Source organism: Alteromonas sp. AWQ4_252 (assembly GCF_056158205.1).
This window is the reverse complement of sequence record NZ_JBSWSV010000001.1, coordinates 1,246,966-1,267,267: the sequence shown is the minus strand read 5'-3', so window position 1 is coordinate 1,267,267 and position 20,302 is coordinate 1,246,966. Positions and strand designations below refer to the sequence as shown.

Here is a 20,302-nt window from a genome sequence, read left to right as displayed (position 1 = left end):
AATTAATCGAATAAATCCACACTTCCTGACTGCGTGTAACTTTCGTTGATACGCAAAGACAGTTCTACTTCCCGTTCCGCTATCGTATTGTTGTTTACGTCATGGATTTTTTTCATCAAGACAGTGCCGTTAGAGGGTGTGAAGTAGATTTTGCGCGCGTAATTATTCATTAAATCACTACTGATGATAGGTATATTTTCTGTCCGAAGGTAGTTAATAACAAATTCAGAATTAGACGCGCCAATATTATTTTGAATATAACCTGGTAATACCCTTGCCCCACCAAAAACCTTTGCGATCAGCCGTTTGCGCTCGGCACCTAGAGACAGGCAGTCGTTTATCAGAACTTCCATTGCATGTACGCCATACCTTGCTGCTTGCTCACTCTCTTTATCAACGGCTTTATTGCTGGGCAACATAAAATGGTTCATACCGCCAATTTCTGTAATTGGGTCGAAAATACATGCAGCAACACAAGACCCCAGCACGGTGACGATTAATTTATCTTCTGTGGTGGCGAAGTACTGGCCGGGCAAAATTTTCGCTGCATGCCGACCAAAACGACTATCGTAGTAATACGTAGGCTGGCTAAAATCGCGATCGTTCACCCTTCTCGTATCTACCTGGCAGGCGTGTAAATGGTCTTAAATACGGTGGCGCGTATCCGCTCGAAGTCATCCTGACTATACGCGTAATGCTTGCAGACTTCTTCGGCGGATACTGGGATCATTTTAGAATGTCTCCCATTCACTTTCGACCGGAGCACTTGGCTTCAGTGTTTTCGGCTGGCTCATTGCGGTTACTCGCATAGCCGGTTTTGCTGAGCCATTTACTTTTGGTCGCGCTGGGGGCGGTGTTAGCATACTGCCACTACCCTGTTGCAGTTTAAACATAGCGACACGTTCTGATAAGTTCACAGCTTGTTGCTGCAAGCTGTCTGCGGCAGCCGCAGCTTCTTCTACTAACGCTGCATTCTGCTGTGTCATTTCATCCATATTGTTAACGGCTTTGCCTACTTCTTCGATACTGGTGGCCTGTTCAGACGATGCAGCAGAAATCTCGGACATGATGTCGTTAACACGCTTAATAGCATTCACTACCTCAGCCATGGTATCACCAGATTTATTTACCAGGTCGTTACCATCGTTAATTTTACTTACTGAGTTAGAAATAAGCTCTTTAATTTCTTTGGCAGCTTCGGCAGAACGTTGCGCCAAGGTTCTCACTTCTGACGCTACAACCGCAAAGCCCCGACCTTGCTCACCGGCTCGAGCAGCTTCCACAGCAGCATTCAGGGCGAGAATATTGGTTTGGAACGCGATGCCGTCTATTACGCCAATAATATCGGAAATTTCCTGTGCAGACGCGTTAATATCACCCATAGTGTTCACTACTTTGCGGATGAGATCGCCACCTTCATTCGCCACCGTCGATGCTTGTGACGCCAACATATTTGCCTGTTCTGCGTTCTCTGCATTTAGTCTGACAGTACCAGTAAGTTCTTCCATAGCGGAGGCAGTTTGCTCGAGGCTGGAAGCTTGTTGCTCAGTCCTGCTGGACAAATCGGCATTACCTGTCGCAATTTCCGATGATGCCGTATTGATTGTTTCAACAGCTTCATTGATGTTGGTAATTGTACCGGTTATTTCATTGGCAAATGAGTTAATAGCATCACCGAGAACCTGAAACTCACCTTGGAAGGATTCTTCAATGCGCATGGAAAGATCGCCGGTAGACATCGCTGTCATTACCTGTTGAATCACACCAATAATGTTTTTAATATCACTAACAAAGCGGTTAATTGAATCACCCAGTTCTTCAAAATCACCCTCGAAGTCCAGTGGTTTGGTATCGAGATTACCTTGAACAAGCTGTGTCATGGTTGCTTTGATGTCATTAACTGCTTTCGTCCTAGCAGTAATATCCGTGGCGTATTTTACCACGCGATACGGCTTACCATTTTGGTCGAAAATAGGGTTATAGGACGCCTGAATCCAGATTTCTTCACCTGATTTATTTATTCGCTTGAATTCATCAGCAAAGTAAATGCCCTTGCTCAGTTGGTCCCAAAAAGAGCGGTATTCGGCGCTCTTACGATATTCCGCATCAACAAACATACTGTGATGTTTGCCCTTGATTTCATCCAGTGAGTAACCCATTGCACCCAGGAAATTGTCGTTAGCATCAATAATAGTGCCGTCAAGCTGAAACTCGATAACTGCCTGAGCGCGATTTAGGGCTTCAATTTGCCCGCCATAATAGGCATTGCGCATTTTCTCTTCGGTGATATCTGTGGCAAATTTGACAACGCGAACAACATTTCCTTTATCATCGTAAACAGGGTTGTAGGATGCTTGGATCCAAATTTCACTACCGTCTTTCTTTATACGGCAATATTCGCCAGAGGAAATTTGCCCTTTTGCCAGATTTCTCCAGAAATCTCTGTATTCATTTGACGCAGCATAGTCGGCAGCCACAAACAGGCGATGGTGCTGACCCTGAATTTCATCCAATTCGTAGCCAACTGCACCACAAAAATTATCATTCGCAGTGATAATGGTGCCATCAGGTTTAAACTCTATAACTGCTTGAACCCGGTGGAGCGCATCGGTTATTGCGTGCATCATCTGACTATCTTCGTTATCGATAAGCTCTACTGACCAGGATTTGACTTCGCCATGGGTATTCTTAAGCGGAGAAACTTTAATTTTTATATTCTTGTTGCCGTAGCCTACTGTTGATTCAACAGGCATCTGCGATGCTTGATTGATTTGAGCGGAGGAAATACCCAGTGTACTGACATTACTTCCATGTAAATTCATGGCGGAAAACTGCCCGTTCACTTTTTTAATGCTTGCCTCCAGCCCATTTAATAATTGCTTGGCGGCACTATTAGCCACTACGATATTGTGCTGACTATCAAGTAAAAGAAGACAGGAGGAAGAAGCTTCTAACGCCTGAATACTCTCAACCGCACCCACTACCGCGCCATTGTCACCGCTTAACCACTTAAACATCCCCATGTCTCAATCTCCTGCCTTAACCTGGTTTACATCTACTAAACCCAATTCATTACTGGTTATTAAATTTTCAATATTCACAAGTATCACCATGGTGTCTTCAACATCAGCTAACCCATGCAAGTACTCACCGTCAAACGCTACGCCAAATTCTGGCGGCGGTAATATTTCATTTTCAGTCAGACGAATAACATCTGAAACACCGTCTACAACAATACCGACAATTCTGTCGTGTACATTGAGCATAATAACTATGGTGAATTCGTTATATGTGGCCTCGCCGACACTGAACTTAATTCTCAAATCCACCACGGGTACGATGTCGCCCCTTAAGTTCATAACCCCTTTGATAAACGCTGGGGCGTTCGCAATTTTGGTCACTTGCTCATAACCACGAATTTCTTTGACTGTAGTAATGTCCAACGCATAGTGCTCTTCGCCCAATACGAAGCTCAAAAACTCCTGATCATCGCCAGCCATTTCTGAGTGCTGAACCGCAGCATTACTCATAAGACTTACTCCTCATTTAGTTGTTACCCGTTTTAACTAACATGGACACAGGTCACCCTGTCTATTTACTAAACAACTGGTTTATTATTTGTAGACCACTAATCGCAAAATTGCGAAGCCGCAAAACGACTGAAACCACGAAACACGACTAAAGAACTAATTTAATTAGTGATCCAGTTAGAAACTCAAGACCAAGCCTGATATCGCTTCAACCACACAAAAAGGTGTTAATTTAAATACCTTTTCATATACACCCATACCTGACAGTTTGTGATATTGCCTACTCTTTCTTCAGCCGCCTCCTCCCACAAGAATTGGTTTTTGGCGTTAAGACATCTGAAAACACTTCTTTTCTTATATGCCTTAGCAGCAAACTGTTGTACATAGTATGAACAACATTATAAAAAGTTAAATTATACTTTTGAATACCCTGTGACATTAATGAACAAAGTGACATTTGCGACTATTATCCGCTTTATTTATTTAATTATGGGATGTGAATCGCTTAGAAACTTGACGGGCCTGATTAAAGTTAGGGGATTATTTAAAAACAGATGATTGACCAGAAAAAAAAGCCCAACGAACGACAATCAGTTGGGCTTTTGATAAGGAAATGGCAACATGCTCTACATCATTGCTGGATACCGTGTGCGGTAAGTACAAATGAGAACTCTTCAGCGACATCTTTTAGCCTACCGTAGCGGCCACTGTTGGCGAAGTGCCCTGCTCCCATGTTTATTCTCATTATCAGCAAGTTATCGTCAGTTTTTGTTGCCCGCATTTTAGCTGTCCATTTGGCAGGCTCCCAATAGGTAACCCTTGGATCATTGAGCCCACCGGTAACCATCATTGGTGGGTACGCTTTTGCCTCAATGTTGTCGTAAGGTGAATAGCTTGCGATATAGTCGTACGCTTTAGGGTCGGTAATTGGATTTCCCCACTCTACCCACTCAGGTGGCGTTAGAGGCAAGCTTGCATCCAACATGGTATTAAGGACGTCCACAAAAGGTACTGAGAGCGTGACCGAACGCCACATCGATGGAGCCTGATTAATAACAGCCCCCATCAGTTCACCACCAGCACTGCCTCCAGCAATAGAAATATTGCCCTCTGCTGTATACTTTTCATTAACCAGAAATTTGGCCACATCAACAAAATCGTTAAATGTACTTTCCCGCTTAAACAACTTGCCGTCGAGGTACCACTGATAACCCATAATGTCAGACCCTCTGACATGAGCAATGGCAGCAACAAAACCGCGGTCAAGTATACTTTGCCTGACTACTGAGTAGCTCAGTGGGTATGTAATGCCGTAAGCACCATATCCTGTCATAAACAAAGGGGTTGTGCCGTCTTTTACAATGCCTTTTTTATACACCAGTGAAACGGGAATAAGGGTACCGTCCCGTCCGGGTGCCATAAGGCGTTCGGTGACATAATCGTCTTTGTTGTAGCCAGAAGGGATTTCTTTCACTTTTAGTGTGATCAATTTCTTCGATTGTGTATCGTAGTCGTACACTGTCAGCGGCGTGATTAGCGACTGATAGTTAAGGCGGAGTTCAGTCTGATCGAACGACGGATTTTGCCCTAACGACACACTGTAGACAGGTTCGGGAAAATCAATGTTGTATTCGTCACCGTTGTACTTACGCAAAGTGATTTGATCCACGCCATTAACCCGCTTGGCAATGGCCATGAAACCAGAAAAAGTTACAAACCCCGTCATATATTGACTGTCACTACCGGCTATCAGAGTCTCCCAATTTTCATAACCGGCATTGTTATCTTCTACCGAGGCGAGGCGAAAATTAGCATGGGAGTCGTTGGCAAGAATATAGAAAGTATCACCGGCGTGATCTACAGAATAAGAAAAGCCCTTATCACGGGATGCAAACAAGGTGGGCTGGGCGTTTAAGTCATTGACCGGTAAGTAATAGTACTCACTGATCTCCCGCTGCCCACTGCCAAGCACCAGGTACTTTTTGTCACTGGTCAGGCTGAAATTAAGAAAAAAACCATCATCACTTTCGGCTAACAGCACCCTGTCATCCGCTTGGTCCGTCCCCATCATATGGGCATTAATACTGGCGGTACGCCATTTTTCCTGCTCCAGCATGCCATAAATTAATGCACGATTGTCGGCACCGAACAAAACCGGACCTGATGCATTACTTACTTTATCAGTGAGGTACTCCCCGGTGGTTAAATCTTTAATTCGCAACTCATACCGTTCTGCACCGTCGGTGTTAAACGAGTAGGCTAAGTAACGATTATCAGAGCTAATATCCCAACCACCCAGGGTGAAATAGTCGTAGCCTTCCGCCAGAGTGGGTTCATCAAGAAATACGGTTTCTTCGCCCGTTTCTAAGTTCTTTCTGGCATAAGTCCGATATTCCTGCCCTTCGCGGAAATACCAACGATACTCGTACCCGTTGTCTTGCCAGGGCACTGATGTTTCTTCTTCTACCAGCCGCCCTTTATACTCTTCAAAAAGAGTGTTAATCAGGGTGTCGTTCTTACTTAGAAACTCATCGTAATAAGTATTCTCTGCCTTCAAATAATTGAGAATACGCTCATCGTTTACTTCCGGGTAATCCTGATCTTTCAACCAGTGATATGGGTCGCTGAGAGTTTTACCATGATATTCAGTAGTATACTCCTCTCGCTCAGCAACTGGCGCTGGCATACTGAACTGCTTTATTCGCGTGTACTCTTTCACAGCCACCTCCTCTACGTCCTGCTGTTTAGAACATGCTGTAATGCCAACTAAGCAGATAATGGCCCCTACAATGCGCTTCATTATTGTATTTCCTTCTTCCGTGTATCGTTAGGTCCTGTCTGTTGCACACAAAGTGCAGACAACGCCCGAATTTGTGATTATTCATAGTACCCTTAACCGGTAAAAAGTCTATTTTTCATCCAGGGGCGCTGGAAAGAATTTCATACATAGGCACTAGAAGCCTGCCGGTTTACCCGGCGCTTTAGCAGCATTGCATAGCGCCCAATAATTGTAGATAAGCGCCGATTTACAATAACCAGGACGTATCGATAGGATGAAAATAGGTTGCCTGCCTGATGAGTGAAACAGCGGTTAAATCTTGTGCACTGAGCACATGGGTTTGTACATGAGAGTGCTGCTTTAAGTGCGCAAGTAAAATATCAAAATCGCCGTCGCCACTTAGCAAATACACGTGCTCCACCTGGGGGCCATATTCCATGACATCAATGGTAATACCCACATCCCAATCACCTTTAGCTGAGCCATCCCGGCGCTGAATATAGGGTTTGGTTTTCACCTCAAAGCCCATACACGTTAATGCCTTTTGAAATTTGTGCTGGCCATCGCTGTTACTTTCGGTGGCATAGGCAAATGCATGTTGAAGTGAATAAGTTTCATTGAGGAATTGCATAAGTTTGCGGTAATTAAACTGTCGGGAGAATGCGTCACGACACGTGTAATAAATATTTTGAACATCGACAAACACCGCAGCCGACCCGGGGGAGTGGTTCATTACACATCCATTGATATAACAAATATAGAATCTATGCTACGGGGAACCCTGCCGCTACGCAAATATCTTCAGAGCTTAACGGCAAGGGAGATTTAGCTAAAATGCAGATTTGAGCACCTATATTTTGCGCGTCAGGCCTGACACTTTTACTGGTGAGCCCGGAGTATCTTCCATTTCCACATGAATAGCTGAAGGCGCACCCATGTCTTCTCCCTGATAAAGCGTAATTCGACCACCGTGAGGCCATTGCACATCGCGAAGATAGCCTGCGAATGCGGCAGACGCTGCGCCCGTTGCCGGGTCTTCAAATACACCACCAGATGCGAAGGCATTGCGGGAATGAAACGTGGTGTCATCTTTGACGTAAACCAACATAATAGTAACCAGGCCATGTCTTTGCATAATCGCTTTGCCAGTTGCTAAGTCATACGTCATAGCGGCTAAGGTTTGACGGTCACGCACTGGGATCACGATGTGATCAGCACCGCCGTGTATTCGTGCGGCGGCGAGATCATCGCTTACATCGTCAGCGTGTAAACCAAAAAGAGCTAATACGTCTTCCCGTTCCCGTGCAGAAAGTGCCTGACTGCGGGTTGGCGGCGAGAGTAACGTTGCCCTGACACCTTCTGATGTTTGCGTGGTCAACACGTGAATATCTGCATTGTTAATTGAAAGTGCAAACATGGGCGCGGAATAATACTCACCAAGAACTGCGCCTAACGCTACTGTGGCATGCCCACAAAACGGCACCTCAGATTGGGGAGAAAAGTATCGCACACGCCAACTGGCATGATCGTCTGATAACGGATAAGCAAAAGCCGTTTCTGAATACCCGACGTCAGCGGCGATTTCTGCCATTGCTCTCTCGTCCATGGGTGCTTCCAGTAATACCACGCCCGCAGGGTTACCGCCTTTGTTGTCGACACTGAATGCCGCTATCCGGTGTAATTGTAAATTGTGCATAATTAAAACCTTATAGAAATAGTAAAAGTGGCGTCATGACGTGCTAGAATATTCACTTACTATTATAGTGAAGCCATTACGAGCTTATCACTGTGAATTGAAGGCTGTTTCGTACCTTTTGCTTTCGAAATAATGCTAAAAGTACGTTTTTACTTTTTCATACTGTTCGGTTACGGTGATTTTCAGTCTGTCAAAGTGGTAAATTACTAATGTAGATTACTCTATAAAAGATAACTGGGAGACCTCTTTTGAGTACGATTGACCATCTCGACCGCGCAATATTGGAACTTCTCAACCGTGATGCGCGACAGAGTTTTGCTGATATTGGGAAACAAGTAGGTATTTCAGGGCCTGCGGTAGGGGAACGAGTTAGGCGGCTTAAAGATTCCACTGTTATTGATCATTTCGGTGTTAACATAAACTTGCGAGAGTTGGGCTACACACAGCATGCGTTAGTTCGCATCAAACCTCGTGGTGGCGAATTGCACAAAGTGGAAAAATTGATTCAGCAACAGCCCCGTTTTATGGATTGCAAGCGAGTTACCGGAGAGGACTGTTTTGTTGCAACGCTTGCCCTGACAGATGTAGCGGAGTTAGATTCACTGCTTTTGCCTCTTCACGATTGTGCGGAAACTCATACTGCTATTATCAAATCAGAGGTAATGCCACCGCGACTACCGCCGCTTATTCCTCATTCTTGAACGACCGCAATCAAAAAATCATGAATTCAAACTAACAAATTATCAAATTATCAAATGGACATTACTCCAGGAAACAGTCAAGTGCGGAGCAAAATACCTTTACCTACGGGCAATAATGCCCCTAGTTTTGCAAGCTGAATCTTTTTTAGAAAAAATGGCGACTTTTCAGACTGAACTTTAACAGCGTTTTCTCACTTTTTTATGTTTTTATCTGTTCTATCAGTCTCATTGTTTTGCAGAGGTATTGATTGAAGCCGGATTGTGGTTTTTACTAGCTTATAATTTATACGCAACTCATTGAGGTTTTTTGTGACAACATCAAGCGAAGCCGGTGTTTACCGCTGTGTTCTTGGCGCAAAGACCTTTGTGTTTTCAAATTTGACTGAATTGATGGCAAAGGCGACACCATTGCGTTCCGGCGATGAGTTAGCGGGTATTGCGGCAAAAAACGCCGAGGAACGGGTTGTGGCACAAATGACCTTGGCGGACGTGACACTTGCGACCTTTTTGAATACGCCACTTATTCCCTATGAAACCGACGACGTGACTCAGTTGATTGTGGACGAGCACGATAGCACTGCATTCCAATATATTGCACATTTTACTGTGGGCGATTTCAGGGACTGGTTACTGAGTGACGACGCCTCGCCAGAAAAACTCGCCGAACTTCGCCAGGCGATCACACCGGAAATGGCCGCTGCGGTAAGTAAAATCATGCGCAATCAAGACCTTATTCTAGTTTCCAAGAAGTGTCAGGTGACCACCGCTTTTCGCAATACCATAGGACTTCCGGGCCGCTTTTCTACCCGACTGCAGCCCAATCATCCCACGGACGACCTTACTGGTATTGCCGCCAGTGTGCTCGACGGTTTGTTGTACGCAAACGGGGATGCGGTTATTGGTATCAACCCGGCTACAGACAATGTTCCCCAGGCAATGCGCTTACTACACATGATGGATGAGGTCATTCAGCATTACGCTATTCCAACACAGTCCTGTGTGCTTACCCATGTAACGAACACCCTTGAGTGTATTGAACGAGGTGCACCCGTTGACCTGGTATTTCAATCCATTGGAGGCACACAAGCCACCAACGACAGTTTTGGTTTTACGCTAGCGCAATTAGCGGAAGCGCAAGACGCGGCACTGTCTTTGAACAGAGGCACCAAAGGCAACAATGTGATGTATTTTGAAACCGGCCAGGGCAGTAGTTTATCGGCGAATGCTCACCACGGCGTCGATCAGCAAACCTGTGAAGCCAGAGCTTACGCAGTTGCGCGCAAATTTAACCCCTTATTAGTTAATACTGTAGTTGGATTTATCGGTCCAGAATACCTGTTTAATGGCAAGCAAATTACCAGGGCAGGACTTGAAGATCACTTTTGTGGAAAGTTATTAGGGTTACCCATGGGTTGCGACGTGTGTTACACCAATCACGCTGACGCTGATCAAAATGATATGGATAACCTTCTCACCCTACTTGGCACGGCAGGCTGCACATTTTGTATGGGGATCCCTGGCTCTGACGACATCATGCTCAATTACCAAACCACGTCTTTTCACGATGCGCTCTATTTGCGCAGAGTCTTAGGACTTAAGCCTTCACCGGAATTTGAAGCATGGCTTAAACGCATGCAAATCGTGACTAACGCAGAACAACTTACGCTCAACAGGCAGGTGCCCGACGCTTTTCACACGCCGTTGCAACGAATCATGGGAAGCTAAGCTCAATGGAAAACAAAACATCCGCCGGCCTATCATCATGGAAAATCAAGGATGACGAATGGCGCTCCCTCAATCGTTTTACTGCTGCCAGAATTGGGCTAGGACGTGCTGGCGTAAGTACGCCAACAGTTCACTCGTTAGCCTTTCAACTTGCCCACGCACAAGCCATTGACGCCGTGCATTCCAGCTTTTCAGCTCCAGCCATGGCTGAAAAACTTGAGCGGGAAAATATCACGCCCTACCCTCCATTTTTGCTTCAAAGCAAAGCGCCAAATAGAACCACTTATTTACAGCGGCCTGACTTGGGGAGAGAGCTAAGTGAAGAAAGTGAAAAAACGCTTTCGAACTACAGGCACAAATCCCCTGGGGTATTTGATTTAGCAATTGTTGTAGCAGACGGTCTTTCTGCCTTTGCAATTGAGAAAAATGCGCTGCCTTTTTTATCCGCTTTCAATGAAAGGCTTGCTTTGATATCCAACGACGCTCCCTGGTCCATAGCGCCGTTGAGTATTGTTTCTCAGGGGCGCGTAGCCGTGGGTGATGACATCTGTGAAATGTTAAAAGCAAAATGCGTTTTACTACTTATCGGTGAGCGTCCTGGTTTGAGCTCACCAGATAGCTTAGGTCTCTACATCACATGGAATGCAAAGCGCGGAACCACTGATAATCACCGCAATTGCATTTCAAATATACGAGAAGAAGGAATGCGTTACCAGGATGCAGCAGACAAAGCTGTATACCTGCTGACCGAGGCTCGTAAGCGAAAGCTCACCGGCGTTAGCCTGAAAGACCGAACTGATACCCCAGGGCAATTAGAACAAACTAACACAGACAAGCCATTTCTCATTGAGACATAGGGAATAAACAACACCGCAATTACAAAAACATTGCGGTGTTGGGTTTATCAGTTACCTACGTAAAAAACGGTATCTGATATTTCATTAGCTATACTGGTGTTATTGCGAATAACATCAGCAAGCGTTACACCTTCGACTAAGTCGAGTTCGTCCTCTGTGAGATAATTTTGATACCAAAATCTGTCCCCATCACGCAACGCTTCAAACTGTGTAGCAATCATGGCGCGAAACAAAGGGCCCACCTGAGAGCCTTGCTCGGTTAAAGGGTCTTCTGCCAGTCCACCTGTAAACAAGTCGATGTCATCAACGCTGTCGTAAGTGGCTTCCAGTGCTAACTGCAGCTCGGTGTCCGATGTTACCTCGCTAAATGTCTGCTTGGGTGCCAAACCAAAATGCTCGCGCATAGCGTTATAAGATGGAACACCGTGGTCTCGGCCTCGTTGAATATTAAGCGCAACCAGATCCAACCCGCCTTGTCCCGGCGCGCCAAACAGAAAATTGCGCAGTTCACTGGTTACCTTAACATCAATAGCCTGATGCAACTGACTCGCTAACCCTCTTATGATGGGCTCTAAACTGTGTTCATCAGTAAGAATGTTGGGCGCGGTGAAAAACACACCTCTGACTGATAAATTCCCCGCGTCGATGGTATTTCCTTGCGCATCTAATCGAAGTATCTGATCATTGATCAACGAATGACCATGGCGAAATGCCGCCACAGAGAACGCATTGTAGAGCCCTGGATCGACGGTATTATCGTAGCCTTCATAGTCAGACAGCGCATCGTCGCCAATTAACGCTGGTAAGTATTCGTTATAGGTAATTATTTGCAACTCTGCGATAACTAACCGCCGCGCAGCTTGAAAAATTTCCTCCCCAGAGGAGCCGGGAGACTGAGCTTCCAGGATAGCAGCCCAACGGTTGTGCTCTCTCATCCATAGCGTATGCATTACCGTTAAACCAACCTGCTCGTTGGCCCGCACTTCGCCGCCTAAAAAAAGTTCATCGACTTCAACACCAAAAGCGTTAGCATTTGTTTGCCCACTGGTATTAAAAGGCAGCAAGTTTCCTTCGCTTGTTGCCAGATAGGCACTGTTTTCACCTACCCTGATAGCCAATGCACGCTCTTCGTCAGAACCGTAAATCATGCTGCCGTCAATCCACGCAGTAAGCTCATTTTCTTGCTCTCTGGGGTTGCGGGTATTCGTGCCCGTATCATGATCATATATGGCTCTGGAGAACAAAATGGTTGCCGTCCCTGTGCGTTGCGGGTCGAAAAAAGTATCGCCCACTGGCACGGGAATATCCGCAACTTCCTCAAGGCCATCGGTTAAACCGAAGTCATGATCGATGAACTGGCCCCATTGCCATAAAAAGTCAGAGGTGCCAAACGTGTTTGGTACAACCTCGCCAGTATCCTGATGATGAATATTGTTGGAAACTAAACGCGCGCTTGGCCTATCGGCTCCAGACATAGACGAAACGCCGTCTGTATAGTCCGGGTCAACCCAACGTTTTAAATGGGTGAACGCTGCACCCCACAGTGGGTTAGCATTGTTGTTAAGTGATCCATCGACGGTTCTTACTTCTCTGTTGTCGACAAAATCGTTGTCATCATCCCTGTCATTGTTCACCCGTTGTCGACGTTCATTTGCATCTTCATCAATCCCTTGCGATGAGGCTCTGCGGTCGTTAACGAATACTGTTACGTCGTCCGACGCCGTTGCGCCTTCGTTATCTGTTGCTGTGAGTCGAAATACAAGTGTTTCATCATCAGAGGTAGATGGTGCACGAAAGCTCGCGGTTAGCGTGTTCCCATCTACTATATCTACCGATTCTCCGGACACTTGCTCCCACCGAACGGTAACACTTCCCTGAGCATCAGTGGCACTTCCTCGCAGAACGACGGTCGTCCGTTCATCAATTGACTGGGTTTCACCGGCACTCACTACAGGCAAAGTGTTCTCACTATTTTCTTCCGAGCTGCACGCGCTGATGGCTATAGCGACCAGGGTCAGTGACAATCTCATTTTTTTCATATTGCACGCCTTATTTATTTCTAACGTGAAGTAACTTCTTTCACGGAGGAGTTTGAAACATTTTCTTACTCCACCCGCAGCCTAGTAATATCTCGTTACTGCAGCGCAATTCCAGGGGCACTTTGAGAAACTACTTATAGCTATGACCGATTAAAAATAAGGCTGTTGAAGAGATTTTTAGATGAGAGCAAAAGAAAAAACAGATTAAACTAAGCAACTATTATCTATTAAATTGATTTGACAGTGTTTTCGCCCTTGTTAAGAGGAAGAGGCTAGTTGAATGTACGAAAGACATAGATTCCCAAGGAAATCGCAGAAATAGAACCTATTAGGGTTTTTATTGCCTCAGCGTGGCAGATTGATGTAATGAGACGCTGGTGCTCCATTTACCTCTTGGTAAACAAACTGGGCAAGTCTCACTGTTTTGGTTTCTTGTGACCGTTGAAATAAAACCGATGTGCGATGGCTTCTTATTTCATGCATGATGGCATCAAATTGAAGTTCCAGAGGAAAAAAAGTGTCATCAAGTATTCGCTGAGCATTTAGACTAAACCGTGCAGTCACACGCTTGTAATTACCAACATGCTCATTGAATTCTTCACTGACGTCAATAGATTGGAGGGTGTGCATCACAGGCATCCCTTCACGGGTTATTACCAGATGTTCAGTAAAATAGTCTGCCAAACGGGCTTTGTTCCCTTCACTTAACGCTGACAAAGAAGGGGACTTCGCAACAAACGATAAGTGTGGCGCAGCGATAAGAAAATCTTCTAGCGGGAAACTCAGTGCTATACCAGGCTTAGACGAAATATTCTTAAACACCAACTCGCTTCCCGGTAAAGCATGAGCATCCAATTTAAAACTAACGATCAGAAAACAACCAAGTACTGCACTGTGTAACCATTTAAAAAACGATGAGTTCATGATGTTTCTCAATGTTCCTGACCACCGTAGTCGCTCTGCCTGTCCCGCCACACAGAATGAGGATGATTACCTGGTTTATTCGTTGACTTGTTAGATTGCATGGAGAATTCCAGCCATAAGGAAGGACCATGTACTCTCACATAATCGTCTTCAGCGTCGAGTGATGTCGTTCCAGAGAACGCGATAACTGTTTCGGAAAATTCAGACGTATACTTTTCCATAAATTTCTCAGCTTCACTTAAATGGATATCACCCACGTATGTGAAAATAGCGTCTTTCAACAGGTCAATTTGCTCTTGTGACAAAGATGATACAGGCATGCCTTCCTGAATGTCAGGGATTGCGTCATCAGCTTGAGGGCCAGCAATAATGTCGCGGTAGGTCCCTTTCAGTGTCGCTTTTTGTTTCTGCTCTTCGTTAAGTGAACCAAGCAGCTTTGCGAAGGCGTCACGCTCCTGTAACAGCGGCTTATTCTCTCTGCCATTCATTTGAAAAGACGGAAATGGTTCAATACCTCTAAAAGATGGCGTTGCTCCGACTAACTTGCCTTCGTTATAAGTATTTGAAAAAGCGAAGTGATGCCCACCGTAATACAATTGCCATAAGCCTTGTTCTGAGGGGGTTCCGAGAAATGCTATTTTACCGTTGTATGAAGAGTAACTTGCTTTGTAATCTGTGCTAATGGTTCCTATATAATCATCGGCATTTAAAGTTTGTACCATTTCATCGAAACCTTCGTTTACATTTTCACTGGCAGCTTCTTTTAAAATCGCTTTTACAATACCTCTTTGCTGAATAGTAAGTTCACCCAAAAATACGCCAGGTCTGGCCGGAAACGCACCTGCCGGCAGGTTACTCCAATTTTGCGCTTGCTCAAGGGAGTAATCTAGTTGTATCAATGCAAGAGATTCATCTGAAAGGGATTTTTTCAGTAGTGAAATCAAACACAGAAGCGATTGTATGTGCGCTGACTTCTCACAAGATTGAGTCGCATCGGGAATACTAATATCGCCCATAAGTGTACTGGTATCTCCCATCCTCGCTTTTATCGCAAGGGTTTCTGGCGTGTCTGGACGAGGTGGTGGAGGGCCATCCGGATGTGGTCCGTTAGGATGTTCCTGAGACAAGGCCATTGACGAAAGAGATAACGACGTTGCCAAAAAGACGGATGACAGATAGCGGTAACGGCTCAACAGCATGATTGGTATTCCTGTGTTAAAAGCCGGCGCACGATATATTGCCCGGCTTTGGAATGTGTAGCTCTTACTTAGCTACTATTCCACTCGCTATATAAAGGATCAACGCTGACCACTTTTTTCGACGTTAATATTTATTGTCAGCACAGTGGACATTGGGTAAATGTTGCTGTGTTAAGCCTGTCTACTTCTTACTTTCGTGATTCCGGGTGTGAAACATAATCACTTCATCCATAATCCCTCGCCAGTGTGCCCACTTATGTCCACCTTCAAATACTAGGTGCTCGTGAGGCTTATTATGCCGTGACAAGTGCTGATGAAAATGCTCATTTCCCTCTCGGATTGCATCACCTTCCTCTGTCCCCCAAGCCAACAACAAGGGAAGTTGAAGTAAATCCTCTCGCTTAACCCAGCTTTTGTAAGGATCGATGTCCTTCGGCATATCCGAGTTATCCCCGTCAATATCACCCCATATGCGTTCAATAGGAAGAAACCAGCGCATGATCATCATTCCAAGGCTGGGTTCAGACTGATATTGCTTGGAAATGATAGGGCCGCTAAGGGCGGCTACACTGTTGAATTGCCCTTTCTCGTAATAAGCAAACCGCATGGCGCCGTGTGCCCCCATGGAAATCCCAGACAAGTAGCATCCTTGGGGACACGGCAAAGTATTGTAACGCTCTGTGATGTAGGGCATCAGATCATCCACAACCCAATCGCGATAATGGCGGGAACCATCGTACCAGTTTTCCCAAAAACCAAGCTCACCGTCAGGAGAAACAATAATAATACGCGGCAAATCGCCAGAGTCTATTTGTTCATCAAGATGCAAGCCTACGTCATAGCGGTCAAAGGTTCGATGATCGTCCCTCGCACCATGTAACAATACCATCACAGGTAAATATTCGTCTGGTGTCCAGCCAGGGGGAGTATAAACTGAGTAAGCCATCGTCCGGTTCATGGCAGGGCTGAACAGCGTGCTGTGATCACTTCTCATGGTGTAGTTCTGACTTGCACAGCCACCCAACGACGAGATTGTGAGGAGTAAAAAAAGTATGCGTAATTTGCTGCGATTAGGAATTGTCATGATAGCCAGCCACAAGCGGTATAATAATTTTTTACCACTGCGGCTGGGTATTAAGATCTACTATGAATAATTGTTAATTAAACCATCCTCATCTCAGGCGCAAAGTCTGACTAACATAATTCTGCCACTGCGTGAGAGTAAATGTTTGGGTTTCACTCGCATCCATCACTGACGTACCAACCAACAACGATTCTCCCTTATTGACTTCAACAGGTTGCAATTCCATGACAAGAGAAATGCCTCGGGGCGTTCTCACCGTAAGCACGTGAGTATTTCCAAGAAAACCAGGAGGTTCGAAGTCTAGTAAGGTGTAACCCTTCTCCTTGAGTGCACAAATAAATAAACCAAGGGTGCTCGCGCCGCTACCGGCAAGCAACCCGGTGTCGCGCTCATCTTCATCTATCTGCTCACCGGCGATAGAACCATAACATGTTTGTTTTACCAGTTGGCTCTGCATTTGCTCAGCGCGAGTTTCCGCGATACGTTGAAAATCTGCAATATTTGACGGCAAGGGCTGCTGTACAAATAAGCGTGATGCAGCGTTTTGCACTGTTTTCAAGTGTGTCTGTGTTACAGGGTAATCGTTTAGCAAGTCTTCAAATTCATCCACTGCTTCTTTAGCAATTTCATCGAGCCTCACTTTATACGCTTTGTTGAAGCGATAACTTCCCATTGCCTTGGCTTGTTGCAATGCAATACTCACACGCTGCTGAAACGCTGTCAGTGCCCGCAAGCCCTCTAGAGATGAGGGAAACGCCTCCAGTTGGCCAACTGCATCAGTAATGGCAGCCTCAGATAGCTGTTGCAGCTTTGCATGCACAGCTTGCTGCAATTCCCATGACATAGCCTCTACTCGACGTGTACGATGATCCCGGCCACGGCTTTGCACCCAGTGCCCGATGAATGCTTCTAACCCTTCCAGAGACATAGCAAACTCGTCCAGCGAAGCGATATGCTGTTTCGCCAGCGCGCCAGACATGTGTGAGGCAATATCAGTGAGCTGCTGCTGATAATCCTGCCGCTGTGTTACATCCAAATTTGCGACAAAATCGAGTTGTTTCATTCTATTCACCGCTTGAATGTTGCTCTCACTTGGGGGCAGTACTTTTGCCTGTGCGAGGTGAGCTGTAACCGCCTGCTGCGCTTCTATTCTTTTCATTAAAACGAGTTTCTGATGGGAAAAAACCTTCGGTAAGCTATCGGCCATTTTTTCTGGTATTTTCAAGCGCAGAACAATGGTCATGAAATGATTTGCTTGTTGGTATTTTACTGCTGAAGCCCTGTCACCTTGCTTGGAAAATGCTTGCATAATTTCACGATTTTCCTGCCAGCAATGCTCAAGCTGGGGTTTCAGTGCGCTAATTTGAGACTCATCAAACGCGGTTAATGACTGCCCAAAAGCAGCAATAAAGTATTCATCCTCTAACGCCTTTACAAGACGATTGCCGGTGTTCAACGCGCCACTGGCGTTTTGCTCCTGGTTCCACCCCAATAACGCCCATTTTGCAATTTCCTCGCAATTCAGCTGGTCTGCCATTGTCGGCCCGCTCAACAGGCAAAGCAGAAGACAAAAACCAGCCACGCCACAGTTGTTTGATTGCATGTCTACGTTCCTTCTTTGTTGTTAACATCTAAGGAGCAGCTTGACTAGCGTATAAAAAACATGCATCTATAGTTAACTGCAGATAAGCGGGTTTAAACGGATTTAGCAATAAGGAGTAAGCTGATAGTGGCGACCTCAGCAAAAATACAAGGAAAACCTCGGCAACGAGGCGTACGAGCCTCACGAGCTAAATTAGAGCGCGCGTTACATCGAGCTGGGCTAAAAACGCAGGCTGCACTCGCGGAAAAAATAGCCGAACGCGAAGATATTGTCTCACCACCTAAAGATCTGGTCAGCAAAGCGTTCAGAGAAATTCTTGTAGAGCCACAATCACTGGAGCGCATAGCCGCTGCACTGGACGTACCGGCTTACAGTCTGTATCAAACCCAGGAAGATGCGCAATCACAACCTGTTGTCGATACAGCTGCCGAATCACCTAAACGCACTCTCTCGTCTTCAAAAAAAACGGGGGCCATAGCGCTTTTTATTTTTGTCATCGTCGCCCTTATCGCTTGGCGAAGCTGGACATTAGTGCATGAGCAAGCGCCATTAACACTGCCGGGTTTAAAACCAAGCATTCTTATATACCCGCAGGATAAGTGGCTTTACACCATTGCCGATGAATTAAAAATGCCTTTCGAAAAAGACTTTGAGGTTACATTGGTTCCTTTAGCGCTAAATACGTTTAATCACAGCCACAACGATTTAAAAAAGTCATATCAGTCAGACGTGGTAGTCACTGTTCAAACTCAACACATTGGCCGCTACTCGGGTATTAGGCTTTACCTGTCTGACGGTAGCTTCGACTACCTCATCGCCTCACCGAGTATCAGTCAGCACGACATGCTCTCCATTATATTTGACCGCGACACAATGCATGAAATGCTCCGTGCTAATACGAAGGCATTACTTAGTACTCAAAAGCCACTGCAAAACACTGGATTACTTAACGCGCAACAACAGCAACAGTATTTATTAGCCAGGCAATTAACCGAGGACTACCAGTCTTTCGAAACATTAAATGAGGCGCAGCGACAAATTGAACAATTGGTAAGGGAAAAGCCATTTTTTGCCGCAGGCCATGCTTTGCTTTGTGAAATAGCCATTTATGAGAGCTGGCGGCAGAATGAAAAGGCTGCCCTTGAGCATGCCAACCAGCAATGTCAAAAAGCAATATCGCTGGCGCCCGATGACTTATACATCCAATCAGTACTTGGTTTTTTGTACGACAAGACCGGTCAACGAGTTTTGGCGCAGGAACAATTTGAGAATATCTTACAGCGACACCCTAACAACACTGAAGCGCTGATGGGCCTGGCAACGGTTCACCTCAATAGATTTAAACAGACTGGCTCACAAGCTGACATTACAGATGCGCTGAATCTTGCCCGCAAGGCAGCTACATCAAACGAACACTATTGGCGCACTCATCAGTTGTTAGCGGTAATAGGATTTGCAAGTGGTGAAGTCAATACTGCAATTCAGGCGTGGGAAGCCCAGGTATCGATAAAGCCGAATGAGCTAACGCTAACCAACTTAGGATTGATGTACCTTTGTCGCGGACAGTTATCACAATCGGAGGAAAAATTTCAGCAAGCCAGGGCGTTAGCACCCAATTCATATATGCCTTTGGAGGGTTTGGCATCACTGTACTACTATCGGGGGAACTACGCTGAAGCATTGTCTCTTCGTACCACCGTTCAACAACTGATTGCTAATGAAGATGCTGGAATACACCAACAGTGGGGCGATTTAGCAGATAGCTATCGGCATCTCGGTCGTTTACAGGAAGCCAGAGATGCTTATCGAACAGCGCTTTTGATTCTTGAACGTGACACCCTGCGCGGAAACACTTCTCAGGATGACCAAATTTATCGTTTGTACTACGAAGCCTATTTATTACCCGACAGTTCAGACCACCAACACATCGGTGTGCAGCTAACTGAACTTATCAACCACCCAGTTTCCACGCCCGCACTAGCCAAAAAAGCACTATTGCTGAAGCGGCTAAACCGAATTGACGAGAGCCTGGAGGCCTTACAACAGGCTTCGTCTCAGTGTCCTATTTATATGCACCTGCCCGAGTTTGTAGCGAACCAATAAGACTTTTTATAAACTATGCAGCTACCACGCTATTATGCCCGTATGTTTTAGCTGGGTATAAC

General features: G+C 45.6%; 15 protein-coding genes. 4 read left to right on the top strand and 11 right to left on the bottom strand.

Annotation, left to right across the window (positions count from 1 at the left end; genetic code table 11):
- Positions 1 to 2: 2 nt before the first annotated feature.
- The 6 genes from cheD to ACXACM_RS05450 form a co-directional block, all read right to left on the bottom strand.
- Entirely contained in the window at positions 3 to 608 is a 606-nt protein-coding gene (gene cheD, locus ACXACM_RS05475) for a chemoreceptor glutamine deamidase CheD (protein ID WP_474820336.1), read from the bottom strand.
- Positions 609 to 731: 123 nt separating this feature from the next.
- Complete coding sequence (locus ACXACM_RS05470) at positions 732 to 3,023, bottom strand: methyl-accepting chemotaxis protein (protein ID WP_474820335.1); 2,292 nt, start codon at positions 3,021 to 3,023, stop codon at positions 732 to 734.
- 3 nt (positions 3,024 to 3,026) lie between these two features.
- Positions 3,027 to 3,530, bottom strand: coding sequence for a chemotaxis protein CheW (locus ACXACM_RS05465; RefSeq protein WP_474820333.1), 504 nt, complete (start codon positions 3,528 to 3,530; stop codon positions 3,027 to 3,029).
- A gap of 631 nt (positions 3,531 to 4,161) precedes the next feature.
- Positions 4,162 to 6,330, bottom strand: coding sequence for a S9 family peptidase (locus ACXACM_RS05460; RefSeq protein ID WP_474820332.1), 2,169 nt, complete (start codon positions 6,328 to 6,330; stop codon positions 4,162 to 4,164).
- A 226-nt stretch (positions 6,331 to 6,556) separates the two neighbouring features.
- Positions 6,557 to 7,042: a LabA-like NYN domain-containing protein gene (locus ACXACM_RS05455; protein WP_474820331.1), complete on the bottom strand. Its 486-nt coding sequence runs from the start codon at positions 7,040 to 7,042 to the stop codon at positions 6,557 to 6,559.
- A 117-nt stretch (positions 7,043 to 7,159) separates the two neighbouring features.
- A complete protein-coding gene (locus ACXACM_RS05450) occupies positions 7,160 to 8,005 on the bottom strand; it encodes a PhzF family phenazine biosynthesis protein (protein ID WP_474820329.1) in 846 nt (281 codons plus the stop codon).
- Positions 8,006 to 8,253: 248 nt separating this feature from the next.
- On the opposite strand from ACXACM_RS05450, the gene ACXACM_RS05445 reads away from it, so the two are divergent.
- From ACXACM_RS05445 to eutC, 3 genes are all read left to right on the top strand, one after another.
- Positions 8,254 to 8,706, top strand: a complete 453-nt coding sequence (locus tag ACXACM_RS05445) for an Lrp/AsnC family transcriptional regulator (RefSeq protein ID WP_474820328.1) — start codon at positions 8,254 to 8,256, stop codon at positions 8,704 to 8,706.
- 366 nt (positions 8,707 to 9,072) lie between these two features.
- Positions 9,073 to 10,431 (top strand): ethanolamine ammonia-lyase subunit EutB, encoded by a 1,359-nt coding sequence (locus ACXACM_RS05440; RefSeq protein ID WP_474824231.1) that lies wholly within the window; start codon positions 9,073 to 9,075, stop codon positions 10,429 to 10,431.
- 5 nt (positions 10,432 to 10,436) lie between these two features.
- On the top strand, positions 10,437 to 11,288 hold the full coding sequence (eutC, locus tag ACXACM_RS05435) for an ethanolamine ammonia-lyase subunit EutC (protein ID WP_474820327.1): 852 nt from the start codon (positions 10,437 to 10,439) through the stop codon (positions 11,286 to 11,288).
- 47 nt (positions 11,289 to 11,335) lie between these two features.
- On the opposite strand, the gene ACXACM_RS05430 is transcribed toward eutC, so the two are convergent.
- The 5 genes from ACXACM_RS05430 to ACXACM_RS05410 all read right to left on the bottom strand — a co-directional run bounded on the left by ACXACM_RS05430 (position 11,336) and on the right by ACXACM_RS05410 (position 18,137).
- Entirely contained in the window at positions 11,336 to 13,327 is a 1,992-nt protein-coding gene (locus ACXACM_RS05430; protein WP_474820326.1) for a peroxidase family protein, read from the bottom strand.
- A 345-nt stretch (positions 13,328 to 13,672) separates the two neighbouring features.
- The gene (locus ACXACM_RS05425; RefSeq protein WP_474820324.1) at positions 13,673 to 14,251 is read right to left on the bottom strand and encodes a hypothetical protein; all 579 of its coding nucleotides are present in this window, start codon (positions 14,249 to 14,251) and stop codon (positions 13,673 to 13,675) included.
- An 8-nt stretch (positions 14,252 to 14,259) separates the two neighbouring features.
- Entirely contained in the window at positions 14,260 to 15,450 is a 1,191-nt protein-coding gene (locus tag ACXACM_RS05420; RefSeq protein ID WP_474820323.1) for a DUF3500 domain-containing protein, read from the bottom strand.
- Between the two features lie 181 nt (positions 15,451 to 15,631).
- Positions 15,632 to 16,534 (bottom strand): alpha/beta hydrolase, encoded by a 903-nt coding sequence (locus ACXACM_RS05415; protein ID WP_474820322.1) that lies wholly within the window; start codon positions 16,532 to 16,534, stop codon positions 15,632 to 15,634.
- 88 nt (positions 16,535 to 16,622) lie between these two features.
- Positions 16,623 to 18,137, bottom strand: a complete 1,515-nt coding sequence (locus ACXACM_RS05410; protein ID WP_474820320.1) for a hypothetical protein — start codon at positions 18,135 to 18,137, stop codon at positions 16,623 to 16,625.
- A gap of 126 nt (positions 18,138 to 18,263) precedes the next feature.
- On the opposite strand from ACXACM_RS05410, the gene ACXACM_RS05405 reads away from it, so the two are divergent.
- Positions 18,264 to 20,240 carry a tetratricopeptide repeat protein gene (locus tag ACXACM_RS05405; RefSeq protein ID WP_474820319.1) on the top strand — a complete coding sequence of 659 codons (1,977 nt, stop codon included), beginning with the start codon at positions 18,264 to 18,266 and terminating at the stop codon, positions 20,238 to 20,240.
- The last annotated feature ends 62 nt before the right edge of the window (positions 20,241 to 20,302 follow it).

Excerpts from the sequence above, each read along its gene's own strand:
- ACXACM_RS05470 (WP_474820335.1), bottom strand. The coding sequence starts at position 3,023 with ATGGGGATGTTTAAGTGGTTAAGCGGTGACAATGGCGCGGTAGTGGGT.
- ACXACM_RS05465 (WP_474820333.1), bottom strand. The coding sequence starts at position 3,530 with ATGAGTAATGCTGCGGTTCAGCACTCAGAAATGGCTGGCGATGATCAG.
- ACXACM_RS05460 (WP_474820332.1), bottom strand. The coding sequence starts at position 6,330 with ATGAAGCGCATTGTAGGGGCCATTATCTGCTTAGTTGGCATTACAGCA.
- ACXACM_RS05455 (WP_474820331.1), bottom strand. The coding sequence starts at position 7,042 with ATGAACCACTCCCCCGGGTCGGCTGCGGTGTTTGTCGATGTTCAAAAT.
- ACXACM_RS05450 (WP_474820329.1), bottom strand. The coding sequence starts at position 8,005 with ATGCACAATTTACAATTACACCGGATAGCGGCATTCAGTGTCGACAAC.
- eutC (WP_474820327.1), top strand. The coding sequence starts at position 10,437 with ATGGAAAACAAAACATCCGCCGGCCTATCATCATGGAAAATCAAGGAT.
- ACXACM_RS05430 (WP_474820326.1), bottom strand. The coding sequence starts at position 13,327 with ATGAAAAAAATGAGATTGTCACTGACCCTGGTCGCTATAGCCATCAGC.
- ACXACM_RS05425 (WP_474820324.1), bottom strand. The coding sequence starts at position 14,251 with ATGAACTCATCGTTTTTTAAATGGTTACACAGTGCAGTACTTGGTTGT.
- ACXACM_RS05420 (WP_474820323.1), bottom strand. The coding sequence starts at position 15,450 with ATGCTGTTGAGCCGTTACCGCTATCTGTCATCCGTCTTTTTGGCAACG.
- ACXACM_RS05415 (WP_474820322.1), bottom strand. The coding sequence starts at position 16,534 with ATGACAATTCCTAATCGCAGCAAATTACGCATACTTTTTTTACTCCTC.
- ACXACM_RS05410 (WP_474820320.1), bottom strand. The coding sequence starts at position 18,137 with ATGCAATCAAACAACTGTGGCGTGGCTGGTTTTTGTCTTCTGCTTTGC.